The organism is Ruminiclostridium cellobioparum subsp. termitidis CT1112, assembly GCF_000350485.1.
Lineage (GTDB): Bacteria > Bacillota > Clostridia > Acetivibrionales > DSM-1351 > Ruminiclostridium > Ruminiclostridium termitidis.
In genome coordinates, this window is sequence record NZ_AORV01000033.1 from 68,850 (window position 1) to 88,008 (window position 19,159).

A 19,159-nucleotide genomic window follows, 5' to 3' on the forward strand; every position below is an offset into this window, starting at 1 on the left:
CTTACGGCGGCTCCCGGATTTTTTCATATTGTTGAGATTAAGCTTTAACAGCTTTAGTTTTCTTCTGACTTTCCTTCCACATAACATATAACGGGCTGGCTATGAAGATTGATGAATAACAACCTGCAGCTATACCTATTATAAGCGGGAAGCTGAATTCTTCTATTGATACTATACCGTTGACTTTTGCAAAAATGTAAACGGTGGTGATAGCGATCAGCGATGTTACAACAGTATTTATTGATCTGTTAAGAGTCTGCATTATACTGTCATTAACAAGCTCAGGCAGCGGCACTTTCCTGAGAAGTCTGTTATTTTCTCTGATACGGTCGTATATAATGATGGTATCATTCATTGAATAACCGACAACTGTGAGGATGGCTGCTATAAACGACTCATTGACCGGAATCTGGAATATCAGATAAACCGATATCATAATCAATACGTCATGTAAAACACCTACAACTGCAAAAACACCGGCCGATAAACCTGACATTACTCTGAATCTGATCCAAACATATATGATAATCAGTGCAAAAGCAATTGCTACAGCTTTTAAACCATTCTGCATTATTTCCTTGCCTATAAACGGCTCAACACTTTCCTCACTGATAACAGGATCGTCTGAAGTGAGCTTGAATTCCTTGATTACTGCTTCTTCAACCGTTGTTACCTCAGCATTTGTAAGTGTATTCTCACTGCCTATATTTATCTTTATAACGTCATAGCTGGAGTTGCTGCCATTTACATCAAATGCGGCAGACTTCTGAACAGATGAAGGCTTGTCTATTGTTTTGGTTACAAACTCCGCAATTTGTGTCTGCAGCTGCTGGGTATTTGCATCGGTAAACATGCCCTTGTTAGCTCTCAACTCAATAACTGTCCCGCCTTCGAACTGGATATCCAGCTTAAAGCCCATTGCAAAATAGGATACTATTCCAGCAAGAATGATTATAGCTGAAAGTATGAAAAAGTAATTTCTTTTAGTGTATAAATTAACCATTTGCCTTGCCCCCTTTCAGTCTTGCGCTTACACCATATAAAACAGGGTGCTTTGCTATATCCAGATCAGATACTGCATTAAGCATAAGTCTGGTTGCTGTAACCGCAGTTATGAAGCTTAATATAACACCTATCAACAGAGTGTACGCAAAGCTCTGGATTGGGCCTGTACCAAATTTCAACAGTACCAGGGCTGCTATTATTGTCGTTATGTTACCGTCAAGAACCGCAGAGAATGCTCTCTTGAATCCTACTTCAATGGCAGTTCTGAGTGTTTTTCCGTCTCTGATTTCTTCCTTGATTCTTTCGAATATGATTACATTGGCATCAACCGCCATACCAATCGTAAGGATAAGACCGGCGATACCCGGCAGTGTAACTGTAATATGCATCCAGGATAAAGCCAGAAGCTCCATTACTGTGTGCAGAAACAGGGCAATAGCTGCAATAAAGCCCGGTAATCTATAATATCCAACCATGAATATACATATCAAAATAAAAGCTACAACAAATGCCTCAATACTAACCGACAGAGCATTTGATCCAAGCGTCGGGCTTATATTGTTAACCTGTTTTGCCTCCAGCTTGAAAGGCAGAGCACCGGATTTTATAAGTCCTGCGAGTTCTTTGGCTTCTGCCTTCTGTTCGTTTGCGGGTGTCCCATTAAGGGATATCCTTGCTGTTCCGTTTGGAATTGCTTCATTAACAACCGGAGCACTGATTTGCTTATTGTCCATGAATATTGCTATAGGCCTTCCGACAAGTCTTGCTGTAGCTTCAGCAAACTTTTTAGCTCCTTCGTCGGACATCTTAAGTGAGATCTGGAATCCCGAACCGTCCTGTGATGGCTCCGAGGTAGCATCTTTTATATCCTGGCCCTGAAGGATTATTCTTTTCTTTTCATCCTCTTTTGTCGGGTCGGCAGGAATATAAGTGCCATCTGCGTTCTTTTTGGTCTCATCGACTTCCTGGAATGTCAAAAGAGCTGTCTTTCCTATTTCTTCTATTGATTTCTGAGGGTCGAATGATTCGCCCTTTTTGTGTGGAATCTGAACAAGAACGTAACCCTTCTGATAATCGACAGTTACAACTCTGTCAAAAATATTATTTGAATCCAATCTTTTTTCTATGGTAAACCTAGCTGAATCCAAGTCCTTTTCAGATGGTTTTTTCCCATCTTCGGTTATTGCATAAAGCTTTGCGTCTACTCCTCCCTGAATATCAATACCCGGTCTGATATCCTTCGCACCTGGTATGTCAAATCCTGCGAAAGAACCGAAAGCTGCTATCCAGGTTAAAATTCCGGTGATAACTAATATCGAGAAAAATTTAACCGCGTTGCTTCCTCTCATCTGTTGTATTCCCCCTTAAATTTAATGATGAATCTTCATTTTTTGGACTGCAAAAGAAGGACTGAATTTTGCAGACTACATTTGCATTTGCGGCAAAGATTCATCCCACTTACGCCATTATATAACTAAGAAAAATGCTAGTCAACAAGTAAGTCTCAAAGTTCACTATAAATTTACAACTATTTACTTATTTTATGAACCAAATCAACACAAAATGCAACAATTATAGAATATATGTCTCTTTTAAAAAAATTATTTGTAATATTTTAACAGACTTATATATTCATTGGCATTGAGCTTTATCTCTTCTATCTCCTGCTCCGACAAAACCCTGGTCACTACCGCAGGACTGCCGGCAATCAGGCTTCCGTCAGGTATCCTGGTCCTGGGAGTAACTACGCTTCCGGCGGCAACAAGACAATTATTGCCTATTACCGAATCATCAAGCACTATTGCACCCATTCCGATCAGCGTATTGTTGCCTATATGGCAGCTGTGCAGTATTGCTCCGTGTCCCACTGTAACATGTGAACCGATCTTTACGTCCGCACCTTTTTTGCAGTGCAGAATACAACCTTCCTGTATGTTGGTGAAGTCACCGACAACTATGCTATCAATATCTCCTCTTAAAACCGCATTGTACCAGACAGTCGCACTTTCTCCCAGCACAACGTCACCTATAACGGTGCTGTTTGGTGCGACAAACGCAGTTTCATGAATCTTTGGTGTAATGTTGTTAAAATCTCTAATCACAATGTTTACCCCTTCTCATTCTTGAGTTTTTATCCAGATTGCACATTCAACTCTCTTCTTTTCAAGTTCACAGCCTATCTTATACGGGACATTGATGTCATTATTAAATTGATATGCATTGGCAGCACAGCCGCCGCTGCAATAAAATTTTGCCCAGCAGTCGGCACAATCCTTCTTAGTATAGACATTTGATTTCTGAAAATCCTGCTGGGAGCCTGCGTTAAACTCGCCCTGATGGATATTGCCCATCTTGAACTTCTCGTCCCCCACGAACTGATGGCAGGGGTACAGATCACCCTCAGGAGTCACAGCCAGGTACTCGTGGCCCGAGCCACAGCCTCCAAGCCTTTTTATTACACAGGGCCCCTGCTGCAGATCTATCATGAAATGAAAGAAATTAAAGCCTTTACCTTCCTTTTCTCTCTTTACATATTCATATGCCAGTCTCTCGTATTCTGAAAACAGCATGTCCAAATCCTGTTCCCTGATATCATAGCCTGAATCCCTGGCGGCAACCACAGGCTCCACCGAGATTTGCTTAAAACCCTGATCTGCCAGATGGAGTACATCTTCTGCAAAATCAAGATTTTCTCTGGTAAAAGTACCTCTCACATAATAATTATCCTGATTTCTTGATTCGGCCATGTCCTTTATTTTGGGGAGAATACTGCCGTAAGTGCCTGAGCCGTCGATCCTCGGTCTCATTCTATCGTTTGTTTCACTTCGGCCGTCAATACTCAGGACCACATTGTGCATATTTTTATTAATGAATTCTTTATTGTCTCCATTTAATAATAACGCATTGGTGGTTATTGTAAATCTGAAATTTTTTCCGGCTTCCTTTTCTCTGCTCCTGGCATATTCAACTATTTCCTTTACTACCTCAAAGTTCATGAGAGGCTCTCCGCCGAAAAAGTCAACTTCAAGATTGCGCCTGTTGGCCGATTTTTCTATGAGGAAATCAATGGCTTTTTTTCCGGTCCCGGCATCCATCATTGTCCTGTGTCCGCCAAAGCTTCCCGTTGAAGCAAAACAGTATTTGCAGCGTAAATTGCAGTCATGGCATATATGCAGGCACAAAGCCTTGACCACCGGCTTTCTCTCCCACTTCCCAACAGCATCAGCATATGAATCCTCACTGAAGAGCAGCCCCTTGGATTCCAGAGCGGATACTTCATTATAAGCCTCCAGGATTTCCTCTTCACTGTATTTTGAACTCAAAGTTTCCAGTATCTCATCTCTGGACCTGGTCCTGTATATGTCGACAACATCGCAGGCAGCATCGTCAAATACGTGCACCGCTCCGCTGTTTATATCCAGGACTATGTTGGTATCATACATTTTGTACTTGTGAATCATTGTCTCTCCATCCGCGTGCCTGTTCCTCAAGCGCAGGGGCACGCATAAAAATCAGTAAATAATACGCTGGGGTTTGAGGACGCGAAGAACAGCATGCAAGCCTGAATATGAACCTCGCGTTTGTCCCATAAAAAAGTGAAAAGTGTTTTAACACCTTTCACTTTTAATATTAATATCCAATATAAACTTAAAGTTATTACTTCTTTTCACAGCTTTGGTTTGCAACAGTACATGATGTTTTGCAGGCTGACTGACATGAAGTCTGACATTCGCCGCAGCCACCATGAGAAAGGCTTTCTTTTAAAGTGGCACTGTTAATTGTCTTTATGTGTTTCATCTCTTTTAGTCCCTCCTATTAGTTATTCTTAGCAGATTATAGCACATTTCAAAGGGTTTGAAAAGGCATAATTTGTAAAGCTGTTTAACCGTTAACCCTGTTTGTGATAACAAAATCAACGGAGATTGATTCCGAATATACCGCCAAGGCAACCTACGATTGCTCCTATCACAACAGTCAAAAGCACCTGGACATCAATGGCGAAATTCATGAAAACTATGCTGCTTGCCAGGTAAAGAATTGCAACATACAATACCCCCACTATACACCCATTCATCCAGCCCTTGCTTCTCACATTCCTGGTGGAGTATGCAGATGCCGTCAGAACACTGATGACAGTGGTAATCAATACAGCAATGAAAGTATATTTTTCAGGAAAATCCGTGTACGTCAAAAATAAAGCAAAGCCAAGAAAACATGGAAGTGTTATGAGAAACGATAATATTAATCCTTTTAATACTCTCGGTAAATTTACATGTTCATCAAGCTGCTTCTTTAGTCCTGGTATCTGTCCGGCCATATTGTACCTCCAAAAATAAAATATAATAATCCCTTCTCTTATATCTTATTTTTGGGGCAGGCACCTTAGAACAAGCCGTAACTAATTTGTCTATAAAATTTATTAACCTTCTGCAGGTTTAACTACATCCTTAACAGCCCAACGCTTAACAACGATTTTTGTCTTTTCCACGCTGGTTTCGATAGTGACTTCATCATCTTTGATATTTACTATCTTTCCGTATATCCCGCCGATTGATGTAACAGTCCATCCTACCTGTAAGGAATTGAGCAGTTCCTTTGTCTTTTTTTCTTTTCTCTTCTGCGGGAGAATAAGCATAACATACATAAGACCGAATACTAACGCCATAGGCAGGACAAATCCAACCAGTATTTGTTCCATAAATTAAAAACCTCCGTAAAAATTATTTATTTAACACAGTGTTCCTGTATTAACCAGAATTTAGTTCTTTGAATAGCCGTACTTATAGTAGAATTCATCTCTGAAACTACCCAATCTATCATCAATTATAGCTTGTCTTACCTGTTTCATCAAGTTAATTAGAAAATATAAGTTATGCCAGGTTGTCAATCTTAATCCAAGGACCTCACCGCATTTGAGCAAATGTCTTATATATGCCCTTGAGTAGTTGCGGCAGACATAGCAATCACATCCCGGATCCAGTCTGGAGAAATCTCTGGCATATTTTGCATCACGGATTATTACCCGGCCCTGGCTTGTCATAACTGTTCCGTTGCGCCCTATTCTGGTAGGCAGTACACAGTCAAACATATCTATCCCTCTTATGGTTCCTTCTATAAGGTAATCGGGAGAACCGACTCCCATCAGGTATCTGGGCTTGTGGGCAGGGAGCAGCGGAGCTGTGTAATCCAGTACTTCGTACATAAGTTCGGCGGGTTCTCCCACACTCAAACCTCCTATGGCGTAGCCCGGAAATTCAAGTTCATTGAGCTGTTTTGCACTCTCTATCCTCAAATCCCTGTACATTCCGCCCTGTACTATGCCAAACAGGGACTGTTTTTCGGTATTTGCATGCGCATCCTTACATCTTTTTGCCCAGCGTGTGGTTCTTTCCATGGATTTCTTCACATAATCGTATTCGGCAGGATATGGGGCACACTCATCAAAAGCCATTATTATATCTGCGCCCAGATCATTCTCTATGCCCATGACCGACTCAGGTGTGAAAATATGCTTTGAGCCGTCCAGATGGGATCTGAAGATTACTCCCTCCTCGGAGATCTTTCTCAAGCCGCTGAGGCTGAACACCTGGAATCCGCCGCTGTCGGTGAGTATTGCCCTGTCCCAGTTCATAAAGCCATGCAGTCCGCCTGCCTGCTTTACAATGTCCTGACCCGGCCTGAGATAACAATGATAGGTATTGCTTAAAATTATTTTTGCATCTATTTCCTTCAATTCTTCAGGTGACATTCCCTTAACAGTGGCAAGCGTCCCCACAGGCATGAACACCGGGGTGTCGAAGGAACCATGAGGAGTGTGCACTTTACCCAGCCTCGCGCCGGTCTGTTTGCAGGTTTTTATCAATTCATAAGTTACTGCCGCCATATTTATAAACCTTCCATTCATATTTTGTGGTAGTATTGCGAATCTAATCATAACTTTTTATTTTATAAACATTGCATCTCCGAAGCTGAAAAATCTGTAACGCTCCTTGACCGCAGCAGCATAGGCGCCAAGGACATTTTCCCTGCCCGCAAGTGAGCTGACCAGCATTATGAGAGTGGATTCGGGCAGGTGGAAGTTTGTTATGAGCCTGTCCACTATTTTAAACCTGTAACCGGGATATATGAATATATCCGTCCAGCCGTCGCAGGCTTTCATTTCTCCGTTGTTATTGCCGCCCACCGTTTCCAGCACCCTGCAGCTGGTAGTGCCCACAGCCACCACCTTCTTACCTGCCTTTTTTGCTGAATTTATCATATCGCAGGCTTCCTGTCCGATGGAATAGTACTCCGAGTGCATTTTATGCTGTGTTATGTCGTCAACCTTCACCGGCCTGAAGGTGCCCAGCCCCACGTGAAGCATCACATAAGCGATTTGAACACCTTTATTCCTTAAGGATTCCAGCAGTTCCCGGGTAAAATGCAGACCGGCAGTAGGTGCCGCCGCCGAGCCGTTATATTTTGCATAGACAGTCTGATATCGCTCAGGGTCCTCCAGCTTCTCGGTAATATACGGCGGCAGGGGCATTATGCCCACCTTGTCCAGTATTTCCTCAAAAACGCCTTCATATATAAACCGTACAAGCCTGTTCCCCTCTTCAAGTACTTCAAGTATTTCAGCTTTCAACTCTCCGCTGCCGAACACAAACCTGGCTCCGGGCTTTGCTTTTTTACCCGGCCTGAGTATGACCTCCCAGGTATCGCCTGCAATCCTTTTTAAAAGAACAAACTCTATTTTCCCTCCGCTGCCTTCCTTCTGCCCGAGAAGTCTCGCGGGTATCACTCTGGTGTTGTTTAAAACCAGGCAATCGCCCTCTGCAAAATAATTCGTTATATCCTTAAACAATTTATGATCAATTTCACCCGATTCCCTGTCCAGCACCATCAATCTCGACATATCCCGTCTTTCCAACGGGTGCTGGGCGATCAGCTCTTCAGGCAAATAGTAATCAAACTCCTGTAAATTCACAAAAATTCCTCCAACAACGACACAAATTATTCTTGTATATTCTTACCTTCTATTGACAATGTATAACACGCCTCACGCCGGCTATTTTGGCTTGCCGCAAGGCAAATTAACCACTCAAAAACGTATTGTACATTGTCAATAGAGGGTATTATTATATGTAATAACGACCGCCTTAAAACCGGTAGCAAATAAACAATAAATATCATACATTATAATTACTTATATTACAAATACTTATTGCCATATATATTGTTTTTTTGTATAATTTATGAGATATATTCCTGAAACACAGACTTGTTCGACTTGTTCAAAATGAGTTCATAAGAAAATACCGGGAGTTATTTCGTATCATTTACCAGGAAGAGTGAATTAAGAATAATTATTAAAGCCGGCCTACAGCCGGCTGCTTGTTATCATATTCCGCAAACTGTTTGAATGACTCCTGTCAAGTATATAAAATAATAAGTTATTATGGATGGAGGATGCAACAGCATGAAAGTAGCAAAATTTGGTGGAACTTCACTTGCCAACGCTGAACAGATAAAAAAGGTTTGCGATATTATTCTATCTGATAGTGACAGAAAAATTATTGTAGTATCTGCACCAGGCAAAAGAAATAAAGAGGATACAAAGGTTACGGATTTATTGATCGCCTGTGCCGATAAGCAGCTTGAAACCGGAAATTCAACCGCAGAGCTGGAAGCCGTGGTACAGAGATTCAAGGACATAGCAGACGATCTCAAACTTGACGGCAGTATTGTCAATGAAATAAGAAAAGACCTTGAAGAAAGAGTCAAGCTGGATACCAGTCATCATGGGATGTTTATGGACGCCATGAAGGCGGCAGGAGAAGACAACAGCGCCAAGCTGGTTGCCGCCTACCTTAACAGCATAGGTAAAAAAGCCCACTATGTCAGCCCCAGGCAGGCAGGCCTCTTAATGAGCAGTGAATTCGGAAATGCACAGGTTCTGCCCCAATCTTTTGAAAATCTTAAAAGGCTCAACAATTACGACGGCATCATTATTTTCCCCGGCTTCTTCGGTTACACCCTGGAAGGCAAAGTTGCCACCTTCCCCCGCGGAGGTTCGGATATTACCGGTTCCATACTTGCCGCTGCCCTCAAGGTTGACCTGTATGAAAACTTTACCGATGTAGATGCGGTATACGCGGCACATCCCGGTCTTGTACACCATCCTGCGGCAATTTCAGAACTTACTTACAGGGAAATGAGAGAGCTCTCATATGCAGGCTTCTCCGTTTTACATGAAGATACCCTTGTTCCGGTCTTTATGGCAGGTGTTCCGGTTTGTATCAAAAATACCAACAATCCCGCTGCTCCCGGAACAAAGATAGTACTTAAAAGAGACATAACTCCCAACCATGTGGTTGGTATAGCCAGTGATTCAGGTTTCTGCTGCATATACGTCAGCAAATTTATGATGAACAGGGAAGTCGGCTTTGGCAGAAAGCTCCTTCAGATACTTGAGGAAGAAGGCATATCATATGAACATACGCCTTCGGGTATTGACAATATTTCTGTTATTCTGAAGCAGAACCAGTTCAAGACTCCTAACGTTGAACAAAAGGTGCTTGACCGTATAAAGAATGAATTGGATTGCGACGATGTTTCAATCGACCATAACCTGGCAATAGTTATTATAGTTGGCGAGGGCATGAAGAATACCGTAGGAACCGCTGCAAGAGCCACATCCGCTTTGGCAAAGGCATCCATAAGCCTTGAAATGATAAATCAGGGCTCTTCCGAAATAACAATGATGTTTGCCGTAAGAGAGAACGAATCAAGCAAAGCTGTCATATCCCTGTATAACGAATTTTTTCATAAATAAAAATACTCATATAAAGACATATTGCAAAACTAATACAATTTGAATACATGTAAAAATATATGGGGAGCATTTAAAAGTGCTCCCCATGATTTTTATCTGTTTGTTTTCAGAAAGTCCTATTTTTTAATCTGTTTTACCACTCCAGTACAACGCCTCCATGCGTCAGACCTCCTCCGAAGCCGTACAGAACCATTTTATCGCCTGTTTTGATTCTGGCAGCCTGCAAAGCCATCCATATCGCAAGAGGTATTGTTGCAGAGGAAGTATTTCCGTAATACTCGTTGCTTATCAATGTTTTTTCCATTGGGAATTCCAACCTTTTGCAAAGTGCCTCAATCATGCGTAAATTGGCACTGTGAGGCACAAACCAGGCTATGTCCTCCAAAGAGAGTTGGGATTTTTTCAGCAAATTCTGCACACCGTCAGGAATGGTTTTTACCACATATTCATACAGGAATTTCCCTTCCTGCTGGAACAACCTGTCTTTGGTAAGTATTCTGCCATTCACCCGGTCCGACAGCACACTGCAGGTTACATTTTCGGCCAGTTTCCCGTCGGAATTAAAACTGGAGGCCAGAATACTTCCCTTTCCGTCTGTTTTTTCTATTACAAATGCAGTTGCTGCATCACCAAATATTATACATGTGTTTCTATCGGTATAATCCATTATTTTTGATGTAGCTTCCGAGGATATGAGCAATATTTTTTTGAAGCTTCCTGCTGTTATTAATGAATCGGCCACACACAGCCCATAGGTAAATCCCGTACAGGCCGCATTTATATCCATGGTTCCCGCATTTTGTATACCATAATATCCCTGGACCAAAGCAGCAACCGACGGGGTCAAATGATCTGGGGTAAATGTTGTAACAATTATCATATCCACTTCATCAATAGCAGCGCTATGCCTGGTCAATAGATTTTCTACAGCCTTTATTGCCATATCACTTGAAAACTCATCCTTTTGTGCTGTTCTTCTTTCCTTAACTCCCGTTCTGCGTACAATCCATTCATCATTAGTATCAACAAGCTTTTCAAGGTCATGATTAGTCAGAATTTTTTCCGGTAAGTATGCACCTACCCCTGTGATTTTTGAACTTGAGTTGTACTGCATCTTTACCTCCTTATCATTTTTCATTTATTACCTGATGTTAATACCTAATAACAATATTTTACCATATTATTCTATTTATAGTCAATATTACAAGTTAGATTAAAGGAGCCGGAATAGGACCTACCTGTGGGTAAGTTCTATTCCGGCTCCTCTTTACGTAAATTTTGATCAATAATTATTTCTTCACTTCTATCTGGGTCCCGGTATAGTAATGAGTCAGTATTTCATCAAACTTAAAGCCGGCATCCGCCATGCCCTTGGCCCCCTCCTGGCTCATTCCTACGGCATGGCCATAACCTTTTCCGGTGAAGATATATTCTGTGGGAGCTGCCCCAACTTCGGCAGTCTGCCCCTCGGCACCCACTATCGTCAGCTTTTCATCCGGCCCGGTACTTTTTGTCTCGCCATCGGCTGTAACTACCGTCAGCTCTCCAAGCTGCTTCTTTTCTTCCTTGCCGTCCACCAGGACGGTAACATCCGAATTGGTTGTCACAGTATACCATTGACTGTATAATCCTAAAAATGTTCTGCAGCCGTCTTTTGTAAACTTAATCCCCTCCGGCTTTAGGGTGCCTTTGACTAAAATTTCTATAGGTCTGCCGGCATCTGACAGCTTGGTAACTTCTATACCGGTAACATTGCCTATATCATAATTCTTCAGCTTCTGACTGATTTCATCGGCAGTAAAAGTTAATGTCCAGTTGTATTTGGGAGATTTCCCCGATTCATATTTATCCTCGACACTTTTCAGATAGGGAGCACCGCCCCACACATTTGAAGCATCCTCGGTCCGGCCGCCGCTGGAAGCGGAATAAACCGCTTCTATCAAACCGCCTTCATAAGTTATGACCATATCCTTGGTTTCATCAACAGCAGCATTTGTAAATGCATTTTCAGAGCCCATCCCCTTATAGACCTGGCAGTGAATGTCATTACAGAGATTAAAACCATAATTTAAATGCGGGTTTGACTTGCTGGTTTTCGTCAGATTGAGGTAGGCATAGGTTCTGGCAGCCACCGCCTGCGCCTTGAGTGCCTCAACATTGGAGAAACTTTCTATTTCATTGGGAACCACACCGTAAAGATACTCTTCCATGGGCAAGACGTTAATAATGGTCATATCGCTGCCGGTTGCCCTCAGGAATTCCACCTGCCCTCTGTATGTATTAAGCTTACCGGTTCCTATTTGTATGGGCTCACCTTCTGCAAGCGACCTGCCTCTCAAAAGTTTTTGTCCTGCCGCATACATGAAAATGATATCGCCGGTATTTCCGTCGGCACCGCATATCCTTGTCTCAACATTATCAATTACGGTGCATTCCAGCTGTCCCAGTTTTTGCTTAACTGCCGCAATTGCACTCTCGGCTGCGGCATGGTCAAGATAGAAACCAGTCCAGATATTCCAGCCGTCGTCGGTAAATACGGGATATGCCGTAATTCCCTTCTGCTTATATGTATTTATGACCGGTAATGTTTCATTATAGGTTTTATAAGTATTCTTCAGTTTCAAATGAAACGGGCCGACTGTTGGACTTCCTTCGGCTGAAACAGCTGTCAGATTTGCCCCGCTGCCTGAAAAGTAGCTGTCTTTTCTGATATTGATACTTTGACCCGGACTTGAGTTGAAAACCTGGGAATATGTATTTGCAGCGGCGTCATATGCGCTGTATGCCACACCCTTATCCGCACTGATTATCATCTGGCTCTGTGCCTTTGAACCATAGTACAATCCGATTTTCACAATTTGATTCGAGGCTGCGTAAGCATTAAAGCGGTTAATACCTGGAAAAACGGTTAAAAGTAATACTATGCTTAAAAATAAGCAAATTTTCTTCATTTGTAACAAACTCCTTGTCTTTTCGTCATTTTTTTTTAGCTTGTTTCGACAAGGGATATTCTACCTCCTGCCTGAGTCGGAAATTGTAACAGAATTGAAATATGCCGCATATACTATAGTCATATACTATAAAAAGAGAGTAAAAGTATTTGACACATTTACTCACCAATGATATGATAAATGAAATAAATACGGTTTAGATAGAGGTGCGTTTTTTATAAGTATCTGCAATGAGGATTCTGGGGTCTTGTGATTTGCAGTCAAAGGAAAAAACGCCGAAGGTCATTTACATCCCATTTCCTGTGTAATACCTGGTTTCAAGGTTAAGAGCCTTGTGACTGTCATCATAATGATGTGGTGGAGCGCTATCTGTTTATTATAATTTCAGGTTATAATGCTTAAAACAGACGTTGGCTCTTGCCAGCGTTTTTTAATTATATTTAATTATATATTGTATATAGAAAAAAGAACAGCGTGTCACAGCGCAGACGGAGGTTATTATGAGAAAACCAATTTTTACAGGATCAGGCGTTGCAATAGTTACTCCATTTACAGATGAAGGTACAGACTACAATAAACTTTCCGAATTAATTGAATATCAGATCAGGGAAGGCACCGATGCCATAATTATAGTGGGCACCACAGGCGAGGCGTCTACCATGTATGATGAAGAACATAAGGCAGCAATTAAATTTACTGTTGAAAAAGTTGCCGGAAGAGTCCCGGTTATAGCCGGAACAGGAAGCAACCATACCGTACATGCAATAGAGCTGAGCAAATATGCCCAGGAAGTCGGAGCAGATGCAATACTGACTGTAACCCCTTACTACAATAAAACCACCCAAAAGGGATTATATGAGCATTTCAAGCTTATCGCAAAAAGTATCAGCATTCCTGCCGTACTATACAACGTGCCTTCCAGAACAAACCTGAATATTGCCCCCGAAACCATCAAGGCATTGTCTGAAATTGACAATATCGTTGCAATCAAGGAATGCAATCTATCTCAGGTGGGCGATGTTGTAAACCTCTGCGGTGAAGATTTTACAGTGTATTCCGGAGAGGACGGAGCTATAGTCCCCTTCCTTTCCATGGGGGCAAAGGGTGTTATTTCGGTAATGGCAAATATCATACCCAAAGACACTCATGATATTGTGGCAAAATATCTTTCCGGTGATGTTGAGGGCAGCCGGAAACTGCAGTTAAAGACTCTTGACCTTATTAAGGCTTTATTTGTTGAAGTCAGTCCCATTCCCATAAAAGCGGCAATGAACCTGCTCGGTATGAATGTGGGCAGCTGCAGACTGCCTCTGGTTGACATGTCCGAGAAGAATCTGGAACTTCTTAAAAATGAACTGAAGAAATACGGCTTGCTTAAATAGACGGCTTGCAGATTTGACATAATTGAAACAATAGTTACTTAAAATACTGTTTAACTAATATACTTATAATATAGATTAGGATGTGAAAAACAAATGATCAATGTTTTACTAAGCGGATGCAATGGAAAGATGGGTCAGGTTATTACCAGGCTGGCTGACGGCTTTAACGGATTAAAGATAGCTGCCGGATTTGACATAAATAATAATATAAATAACCCCTACCCTGTTTTTACTTCATTAAAGGAATGCAATGTAAAGGCCGATGTCATCGTGGATTTTTCAAACCCTAAAGCTTTCGGTGGTTTGATTGAATTTGCACAGGAGAGGAAAATCCCTGTTGTCATGTGCACCACCGGACTTTCCAGCGAGCAGACTCATGTTTTGAAGGATGAAGTATCAAAGCATATTCCTGTGTTTTTTTCAGCGAATATGTCCATCGGGGTTAATTTACTTATTGATCTGGTCAAAAAAGCTGCAAAGGTACTTGAAGGGCAGTTTGATATTGAAATTGTTGAAAAACACCACAATCAAAAAATCGATGCTCCCAGCGGCACCGCTCTGGCCATCGCAGATGCAATTAACGAAACATTGGAAGAAAAATGTGAATACATGTATGACAGGCATTCCAGAAGAAAAAAACGCGGCAGGCAGGAAATCGGGATACATGCGGTTCGCGGCGGCACAATCGTAGGCGACCACTCGGTAATATTTGCAGGCAATGATGAAATAATTGAAATTAACCACACTGCCACGTCAAAGGAAATATTCGGTGTCGGTGCCTTAAAAGCCTCACTGTTTCTGGCGGCCAAAAAGCCCGGATTGTATTCAATGACTGATCTGATTGCTGAAATAAAATAAATTTTAACTTTTTAAGGAGGAAATTCTTATGTCCAGTAATTCGGTTACAAGTATGAGTATCCTGTACAATGTAGCACTGGTGACGGCAGACAATCTTCCGAATGATATGCTGCTCATATCAGGAATGTTCAGTAAGATAGCAGAAGAAAACATAAATATTGATATGATCAGCCAATCCCCTCCTTATAAAGGAAAAATCAATATTTCCTTCAGTATGCCTGCAGATAACATTGCCAGGGTCATAGCCCTGCTCAATGCATATAAAAGTTCCGTTCCCGACCTGCGGGTAGGCATTGATTCCAACAGCACCAAGATAAGCGTATTCGGCCAGGCCATGAAGGAAATACCCGGAGTTGCGGCACGGCTGTTCAGACTCCTGGCAGCCAATGAAATAGAAGTAAAGCTTATCACTACATCCGAAGTTGATATCTCTTTTCTTATTTATGATAAGGATACCGACAGGGCTGTATCGGCCGTAAAGGAGGAATTCACGCTTTAGAGATCAAAGCTCAAGCGGTAAGTATTTTACTTTGTTTGATATTGAATATTGTTTTTACATAAAGGAGCACTGTGCCTTTCAATAAGGTCAGTGCTCCTTTTATAAGTCAAGATATTTTTTTATATTAATCTCTTTTATTTTTCTTCGAAATCATCGGAATCATCAGTTTCGGCCCTATTGCCCTCTTCCTCATAATCCTTTTTGTAGAAGCCCTCTCCGTCATCCTCTTCCTCATCGTCCTCTTCTTCCAGCTGTTCGGTTTGAGTAACCACATATTTCTTTATAATAGGATTGACATAGAAGTTGTTCATCAAGCCTATAAAGCTGGGCAGCAGGAATATATAGAGAATACAGCCAATCAGCACATTAAAGAAGGCGGCATAAGCGATTGCTATGTTTAAAATGAAAAACAGCAGATTGGGCAGGAACTTGAGTATTGCAAAAATAAAAGCATTTTTGTAAATATTTTTAATGCTTAAATCTACTGTAACCAGCATGGGATAAATGTATAAATGCATTATCACAAAAATTACAAGGGATAAAGATACAAAGGATGTAGCAGCAGTAAAGATCAATCCATTTTGACCGGCATAGAAATTAATTGCCAAACCCAGAATATACATTACGGCCAAATCTATAACAGTAATTGCCATACCCTGTTTAAAGTTTTTAACAAAGGTTTCCTTGAAATCCCACCATATGAAGGAGTGCTCTTCCCTTGAATAATTCCTCAGGATATAGGTAAAGCCAGCCTGTACAGGTCCGAAGGCAATCACCGGAATCAAAGTTAGCAGTGACGCTAAAAAGAGTCTGAGATAAAAATCACCTATCCCACCGGCGTCAAATTTAATTCTTTGCAAATAAACTTCTGCTATAAAAAAAGCAGCCAGCAATGCAGGAATATTAAATAAGACAAACATCATGTTAACTCTGAGCAAATGCCAGAATTTACGCTTTAGTACTTCAAAAAATATAAAAAATCTCGGCTTGGGAGGAGCGTCCTTATCTACTCCAGGGCCCGGTTTATTGTAGTTTGCACTGAATAACCCCACGCGCAACTCTCCTTTTCTTTTTTCACAGTAATAAATACTATGCTGGTATGATAATAAGTATTTTACCAATACTGTGAGCTTCCTTCAACACATTTTGAAAAAATACTTAATTTATTTACAATTTGTTAACTGACTTAAGCACATGAAAAATCAGTATATATGGGATTTTAAAAATATTTTGCACTAATTTCGTATTTTTTATAAATTATTATTGACACTCTCAATATATCCTAGTATAATCATACTTGCTGATGCGGGAACGCATCAAAACACCGCAAATGCGATCGTGGCGGAACTGGCAGACGCGCACGTTTGAGGGGCGTGTGGGAGACCGTATGGGTTCAAGTCCCATCGATCGCACCAAAGAAAAACCATCGAGTTATTCGGTGGTTTTTTTGCTGTTCGTTTATTGGGACTTGAACCCGGGAGGGCTCGGAGCGTTTAGAAAATGTCCTCAATGGACATTTTTAGCTTCGAGTAGGAATATTGTTAGTTCTGCTTTCTTACAGTCCTATACTCATCATTAAACTGAAAATAGGGACAATTATCAAAAGTGTTTCTGAGAAATTGACTCATTTCATCTTCATCCAGATTAACTTCACATTGATAGCAGTTAAATTCATCATCGTAAATATAGTTTATACAGCATTCACAATTTGTTTTGCCTTTCATCCTCAAGCCTCCCCGCAAGTGGTATCTTTTGTCTCTGTTTCTCTCTATGGTAGCATTTTATTTCTTAAAACAGAAGAGTGCTTTAACACATATTTCAATTGCTTATTAAAGTATTAATGGAATAGTAGTCCTCTCTCGAACCGGGGGAGAAACTATAATACTGGCTGCTAAGATACTTGAAATTCATGCGTTTGGCCGATGGCAGCAAATAGGCTGAAATTGTCGATCCCCTTCGCCGTCTCCTGTTCAGTGCTTCAATTATTCTGTCTCCCGAGGTTATGCCTATACCGTGTCCATAATACAGACCATTTTCCAATAAAAAAACATTTTCACCCTGCCACTCAGGCTTCAGAGGATCAACATCAGGATTTTTAAAATACCTGCAATCCCCCGGCAGATAATCGGCTACCCTCATATAGTCCACTATTCCCATATCATTGTCCAGGTGCTGCCAGTTCATAAGATATATCCTTGGAAACATTCTGTTGAACAATGCTTCCGGCAGTACATCAACCAGTGCCTTATAATATACGATGACCATTGCCGTGGCACATTCGGTACCATATTTGGAACTGTTTATGTATATATCCTTTATGGCATCCGAAGGTTTGACTCCGCTTTTTAATTCAAAGCCTCCTTCACCCGTCCTGTACCAGAACTCCGGATTGCATTTGGACTTTCTAAAGACTAAAAAATCCATACGGCTTCTATTCAGGTCTTTAGCAGCATTTACAATGCTTCTTCTCAGGGTCAGTTCAAATTTAAGTTCATTCAGAGAAGCATAATTATAAACCTGGCTACTGGTCATTAAAATACTTAAAGTTTTTCCTTCGACAGTGTTTGTTCCATATTGACCAACAATACTTGAGTCAACCGGGTTACCGTTTATTCTAATCATTCTGATTCCCCACCATCCTCTCAGCCATCTCAATTTGCTTTTCTAAAGGACTATGGAGCCATTTGCTCCACTTATACCTGTCAGAACGGCAAAGATAATCGGAACAGTTTGAAAGCAGCAGCTTTACATCATCATCGAGCTTGTTGAAGTTATCCAGATATGTAACCTCTTCCTTGCGCAAGGCTCTGGACTGCTCCGTCATAATACTACCGACAGGTCTCTGCAGATACTTGGCTTCCAGGGAAACCTCATATCTCATAGGATCTATTGTCTGTTGATTTGAAGAACCTGTGAAATATAAAAAATTCTGATTCCTGTTGATCCATCTCGACGCAATTTGATGCTGTTTCCTGGCATCATTATTTCTGTTGTCAAGGTCGGGGATGAAATTTAGAAATTTCCGGGCAAGTTCGACGTCTTTTGGATTGGCGGAACGCAATCTGTTAGCCAGAGTATTTAAATTTTGCGGATTCAGGGTCTCAAAAAATACCCAGGTCAGATCATAAGTATATGACCCTTTTCTGTGGCGGTCAAATATAAGAGTTTCAACAGTTCTCAGACAGCTTCTGTCATTATATAACTTGCAAAGAACAATTGCCGAAGTGTCAAGAACCTGGTCGAATTCGTCACTCAGTCCGTCCTCCGAAGAACCCGACTCCAATATCCACCTGGCAGCTGTAAGATTCTCCTGTATATTTCCAGACTGCAGCCTCTCAGAATCAAGCTCTTCATCTGCCAGCACCTGATTTATGAGATCCATTGCATACTTGTTCCGGTTGCTTAAGCGTTCATTAAGCCCGACATTATTAATCTCGTTGTGAAGTACAAAAAGTGAAGGAAATAGTAAATTCTTTTGATTAAGTGACTTTAGTGCCTCTTCAACATCGTTGTCTACCATATCTCGAAAAATTGTGGCCAATTTGTCGCTTCCGTAATAGATCCTTATTTCATCAAATAATGCAATACTCATACAATACGTCCTCTTTCATAATATCGTATGTAATCATTATATGATAACAATCCT

Annotated in this window: 19 protein-coding genes, 1 tRNA gene and 1 riboswitch; of the genes, 5 read left to right on the forward strand and 15 right to left on the reverse strand. The window is 41.2% G+C overall.

Going from position 1 to position 19,159, the window contains the following annotated elements:
• Positions 1-37 precede the first annotated feature (37 nt).
• The 9 genes from secF to queA form a co-directional block, all read right to left on the reverse strand.
• Positions 38-1,003 (reverse strand): protein translocase subunit SecF, encoded by a 966-nt coding sequence (gene secF / locus CTER_RS12110; protein ID WP_004625735.1) that lies wholly within the window; start codon positions 1,001-1,003, stop codon positions 38-40.
• The gene (gene secD, locus CTER_RS12115; protein WP_004625813.1) at positions 996-2,354 is read right to left on the reverse strand and encodes a protein translocase subunit SecD; all 1,359 of its coding nucleotides are present in this window, start codon (positions 2,352-2,354) and stop codon (positions 996-998) included. The genes secF and secD overlap by 8 nt, the downstream gene beginning before the upstream one ends.
• Positions 2,355-2,606: 252 nt before the next feature.
• A complete protein-coding gene (locus tag CTER_RS12120) occupies positions 2,607-3,107 on the reverse strand; it encodes a gamma carbonic anhydrase family protein (RefSeq protein WP_004625750.1) in 501 nt (166 codons plus the stop codon).
• 15 nt (positions 3,108-3,122) lie between these two features.
• Positions 3,123-4,466 carry a thioether cross-link-forming SCIFF peptide maturase gene (scfB, locus tag CTER_RS12125; RefSeq protein WP_004625767.1) on the reverse strand — a complete coding sequence of 448 codons (1,344 nt, stop codon included), beginning with the start codon at positions 4,464-4,466 and terminating at the stop codon, positions 3,123-3,125.
• A 196-nt stretch (positions 4,467-4,662) separates the two neighbouring features.
• Positions 4,663-4,803, reverse strand: coding sequence for a six-cysteine ranthipeptide SCIFF (gene scfA / locus CTER_RS27625; RefSeq protein ID WP_004625848.1), 141 nt, complete (start codon positions 4,801-4,803; stop codon positions 4,663-4,665).
• Positions 4,804-4,918: 115 nt separating this feature from the next.
• Positions 4,919-5,323, reverse strand: coding sequence for a TIGR04086 family membrane protein (locus tag CTER_RS12130; RefSeq protein WP_004625739.1), 405 nt, complete (start codon positions 5,321-5,323; stop codon positions 4,919-4,921).
• Between the two features lie 102 nt (positions 5,324-5,425).
• On the reverse strand, positions 5,426-5,704 hold the full coding sequence (gene yajC, locus CTER_RS12135; protein WP_004625828.1) for a preprotein translocase subunit YajC: 279 nt from the start codon (positions 5,702-5,704) through the stop codon (positions 5,426-5,428).
• A gap of 60 nt (positions 5,705-5,764) precedes the next feature.
• Positions 5,765-6,889, reverse strand: a complete 1,125-nt coding sequence (gene tgt / locus CTER_RS12140) for a tRNA guanosine(34) transglycosylase Tgt (protein WP_004625727.1) — start codon at positions 6,887-6,889, stop codon at positions 5,765-5,767.
• Positions 6,890-6,946: 57 nt separating this feature from the next.
• The gene (queA, locus tag CTER_RS12145; protein WP_004625824.1) at positions 6,947-7,975 is read right to left on the reverse strand and encodes a tRNA preQ1(34) S-adenosylmethionine ribosyltransferase-isomerase QueA; all 1,029 of its coding nucleotides are present in this window, start codon (positions 7,973-7,975) and stop codon (positions 6,947-6,949) included.
• A gap of 492 nt (positions 7,976-8,467) precedes the next feature.
• On the opposite strand from queA, the gene CTER_RS12150 reads away from it, so the two are divergent.
• Complete coding sequence (locus CTER_RS12150) at positions 8,468-9,823, forward strand: aspartate kinase (RefSeq protein ID WP_004625887.1); 1,356 nt, start codon at positions 8,468-8,470, stop codon at positions 9,821-9,823.
• A gap of 133 nt (positions 9,824-9,956) precedes the next feature.
• Here CTER_RS12150 and CTER_RS12155 read toward each other — a convergent pair whose 3' ends face one another.
• A complete protein-coding gene (locus CTER_RS12155) occupies positions 9,957-10,937 on the reverse strand; it encodes a ketoacyl-ACP synthase III (protein WP_004625783.1) in 981 nt (326 codons plus the stop codon).
• A 175-nt stretch (positions 10,938-11,112) separates the two neighbouring features.
• Positions 11,113-12,774 (reverse strand): SpoIID/LytB domain-containing protein, encoded by a 1,662-nt coding sequence (locus tag CTER_RS12160; RefSeq protein ID WP_004625847.1) that lies wholly within the window; start codon positions 12,772-12,774, stop codon positions 11,113-11,115.
• 193 nt (positions 12,775-12,967) lie between these two features.
• A riboswitch (Lysine riboswitch) is annotated at positions 12,968-13,150 on the forward strand.
• Between the two features lie 124 nt (positions 13,151-13,274).
• Here CTER_RS12160 and dapA point away from each other — a divergent pair.
• The 3 genes from dapA (at position 13,275) to CTER_RS12175 (ending at position 15,513) form a co-directional block, all read left to right on the forward strand.
• Positions 13,275-14,156 carry a 4-hydroxy-tetrahydrodipicolinate synthase gene (gene dapA / locus CTER_RS12165; RefSeq protein ID WP_004625777.1) on the forward strand — a complete coding sequence of 294 codons (882 nt, stop codon included), beginning with the start codon at positions 13,275-13,277 and terminating at the stop codon, positions 14,154-14,156.
• Positions 14,157-14,249: 93 nt separating this feature from the next.
• Complete coding sequence (gene dapB / locus CTER_RS12170; protein WP_004625846.1) at positions 14,250-15,014, forward strand: 4-hydroxy-tetrahydrodipicolinate reductase; 765 nt, start codon at positions 14,250-14,252, stop codon at positions 15,012-15,014.
• 28 nt (positions 15,015-15,042) lie between these two features.
• The gene (locus CTER_RS12175) at positions 15,043-15,513 is read left to right on the forward strand and encodes an ACT domain-containing protein (RefSeq protein WP_004625773.1); all 471 of its coding nucleotides are present in this window, start codon (positions 15,043-15,045) and stop codon (positions 15,511-15,513) included.
• Positions 15,514-15,647: 134 nt separating this feature from the next.
• Here CTER_RS12175 and CTER_RS12180 read toward each other — a convergent pair whose 3' ends face one another.
• Entirely contained in the window at positions 15,648-16,565 is a 918-nt protein-coding gene (locus CTER_RS12180) for a YesL family protein (protein ID WP_004625878.1), read from the reverse strand.
• Between the two features lie 280 nt (positions 16,566-16,845).
• On the opposite strand from CTER_RS12180, the gene CTER_RS12185 reads away from it, so the two are divergent.
• A tRNA-Leu gene (locus tag CTER_RS12185) sits at positions 16,846-16,928 on the forward strand.
• A gap of 126 nt (positions 16,929-17,054) precedes the next feature.
• Here CTER_RS12185 and CTER_RS12190 read toward each other — a convergent pair.
• The 3 genes from CTER_RS12190 to CTER_RS12200 form a co-directional block, all read right to left on the reverse strand.
• A complete protein-coding gene (locus CTER_RS12190) occupies positions 17,055-17,237 on the reverse strand; it encodes a DUF6472 family protein (protein ID WP_004625722.1) in 183 nt (60 codons plus the stop codon).
• Positions 17,238-17,331: 94 nt separating this feature from the next.
• Entirely contained in the window at positions 17,332-18,135 is an 804-nt protein-coding gene (locus tag CTER_RS12195; RefSeq protein WP_004625762.1) for a protein-glutamine gamma-glutamyltransferase, read from the reverse strand.
• Complete coding sequence (locus tag CTER_RS12200) at positions 18,128-19,105, reverse strand: hypothetical protein (RefSeq protein WP_004625784.1); 978 nt, start codon at positions 19,103-19,105, stop codon at positions 18,128-18,130. Before CTER_RS12200 ends, CTER_RS12195 begins: the two co-directional genes overlap by 8 nt.
• Positions 19,106-19,159 lie beyond the last annotated feature (54 nt).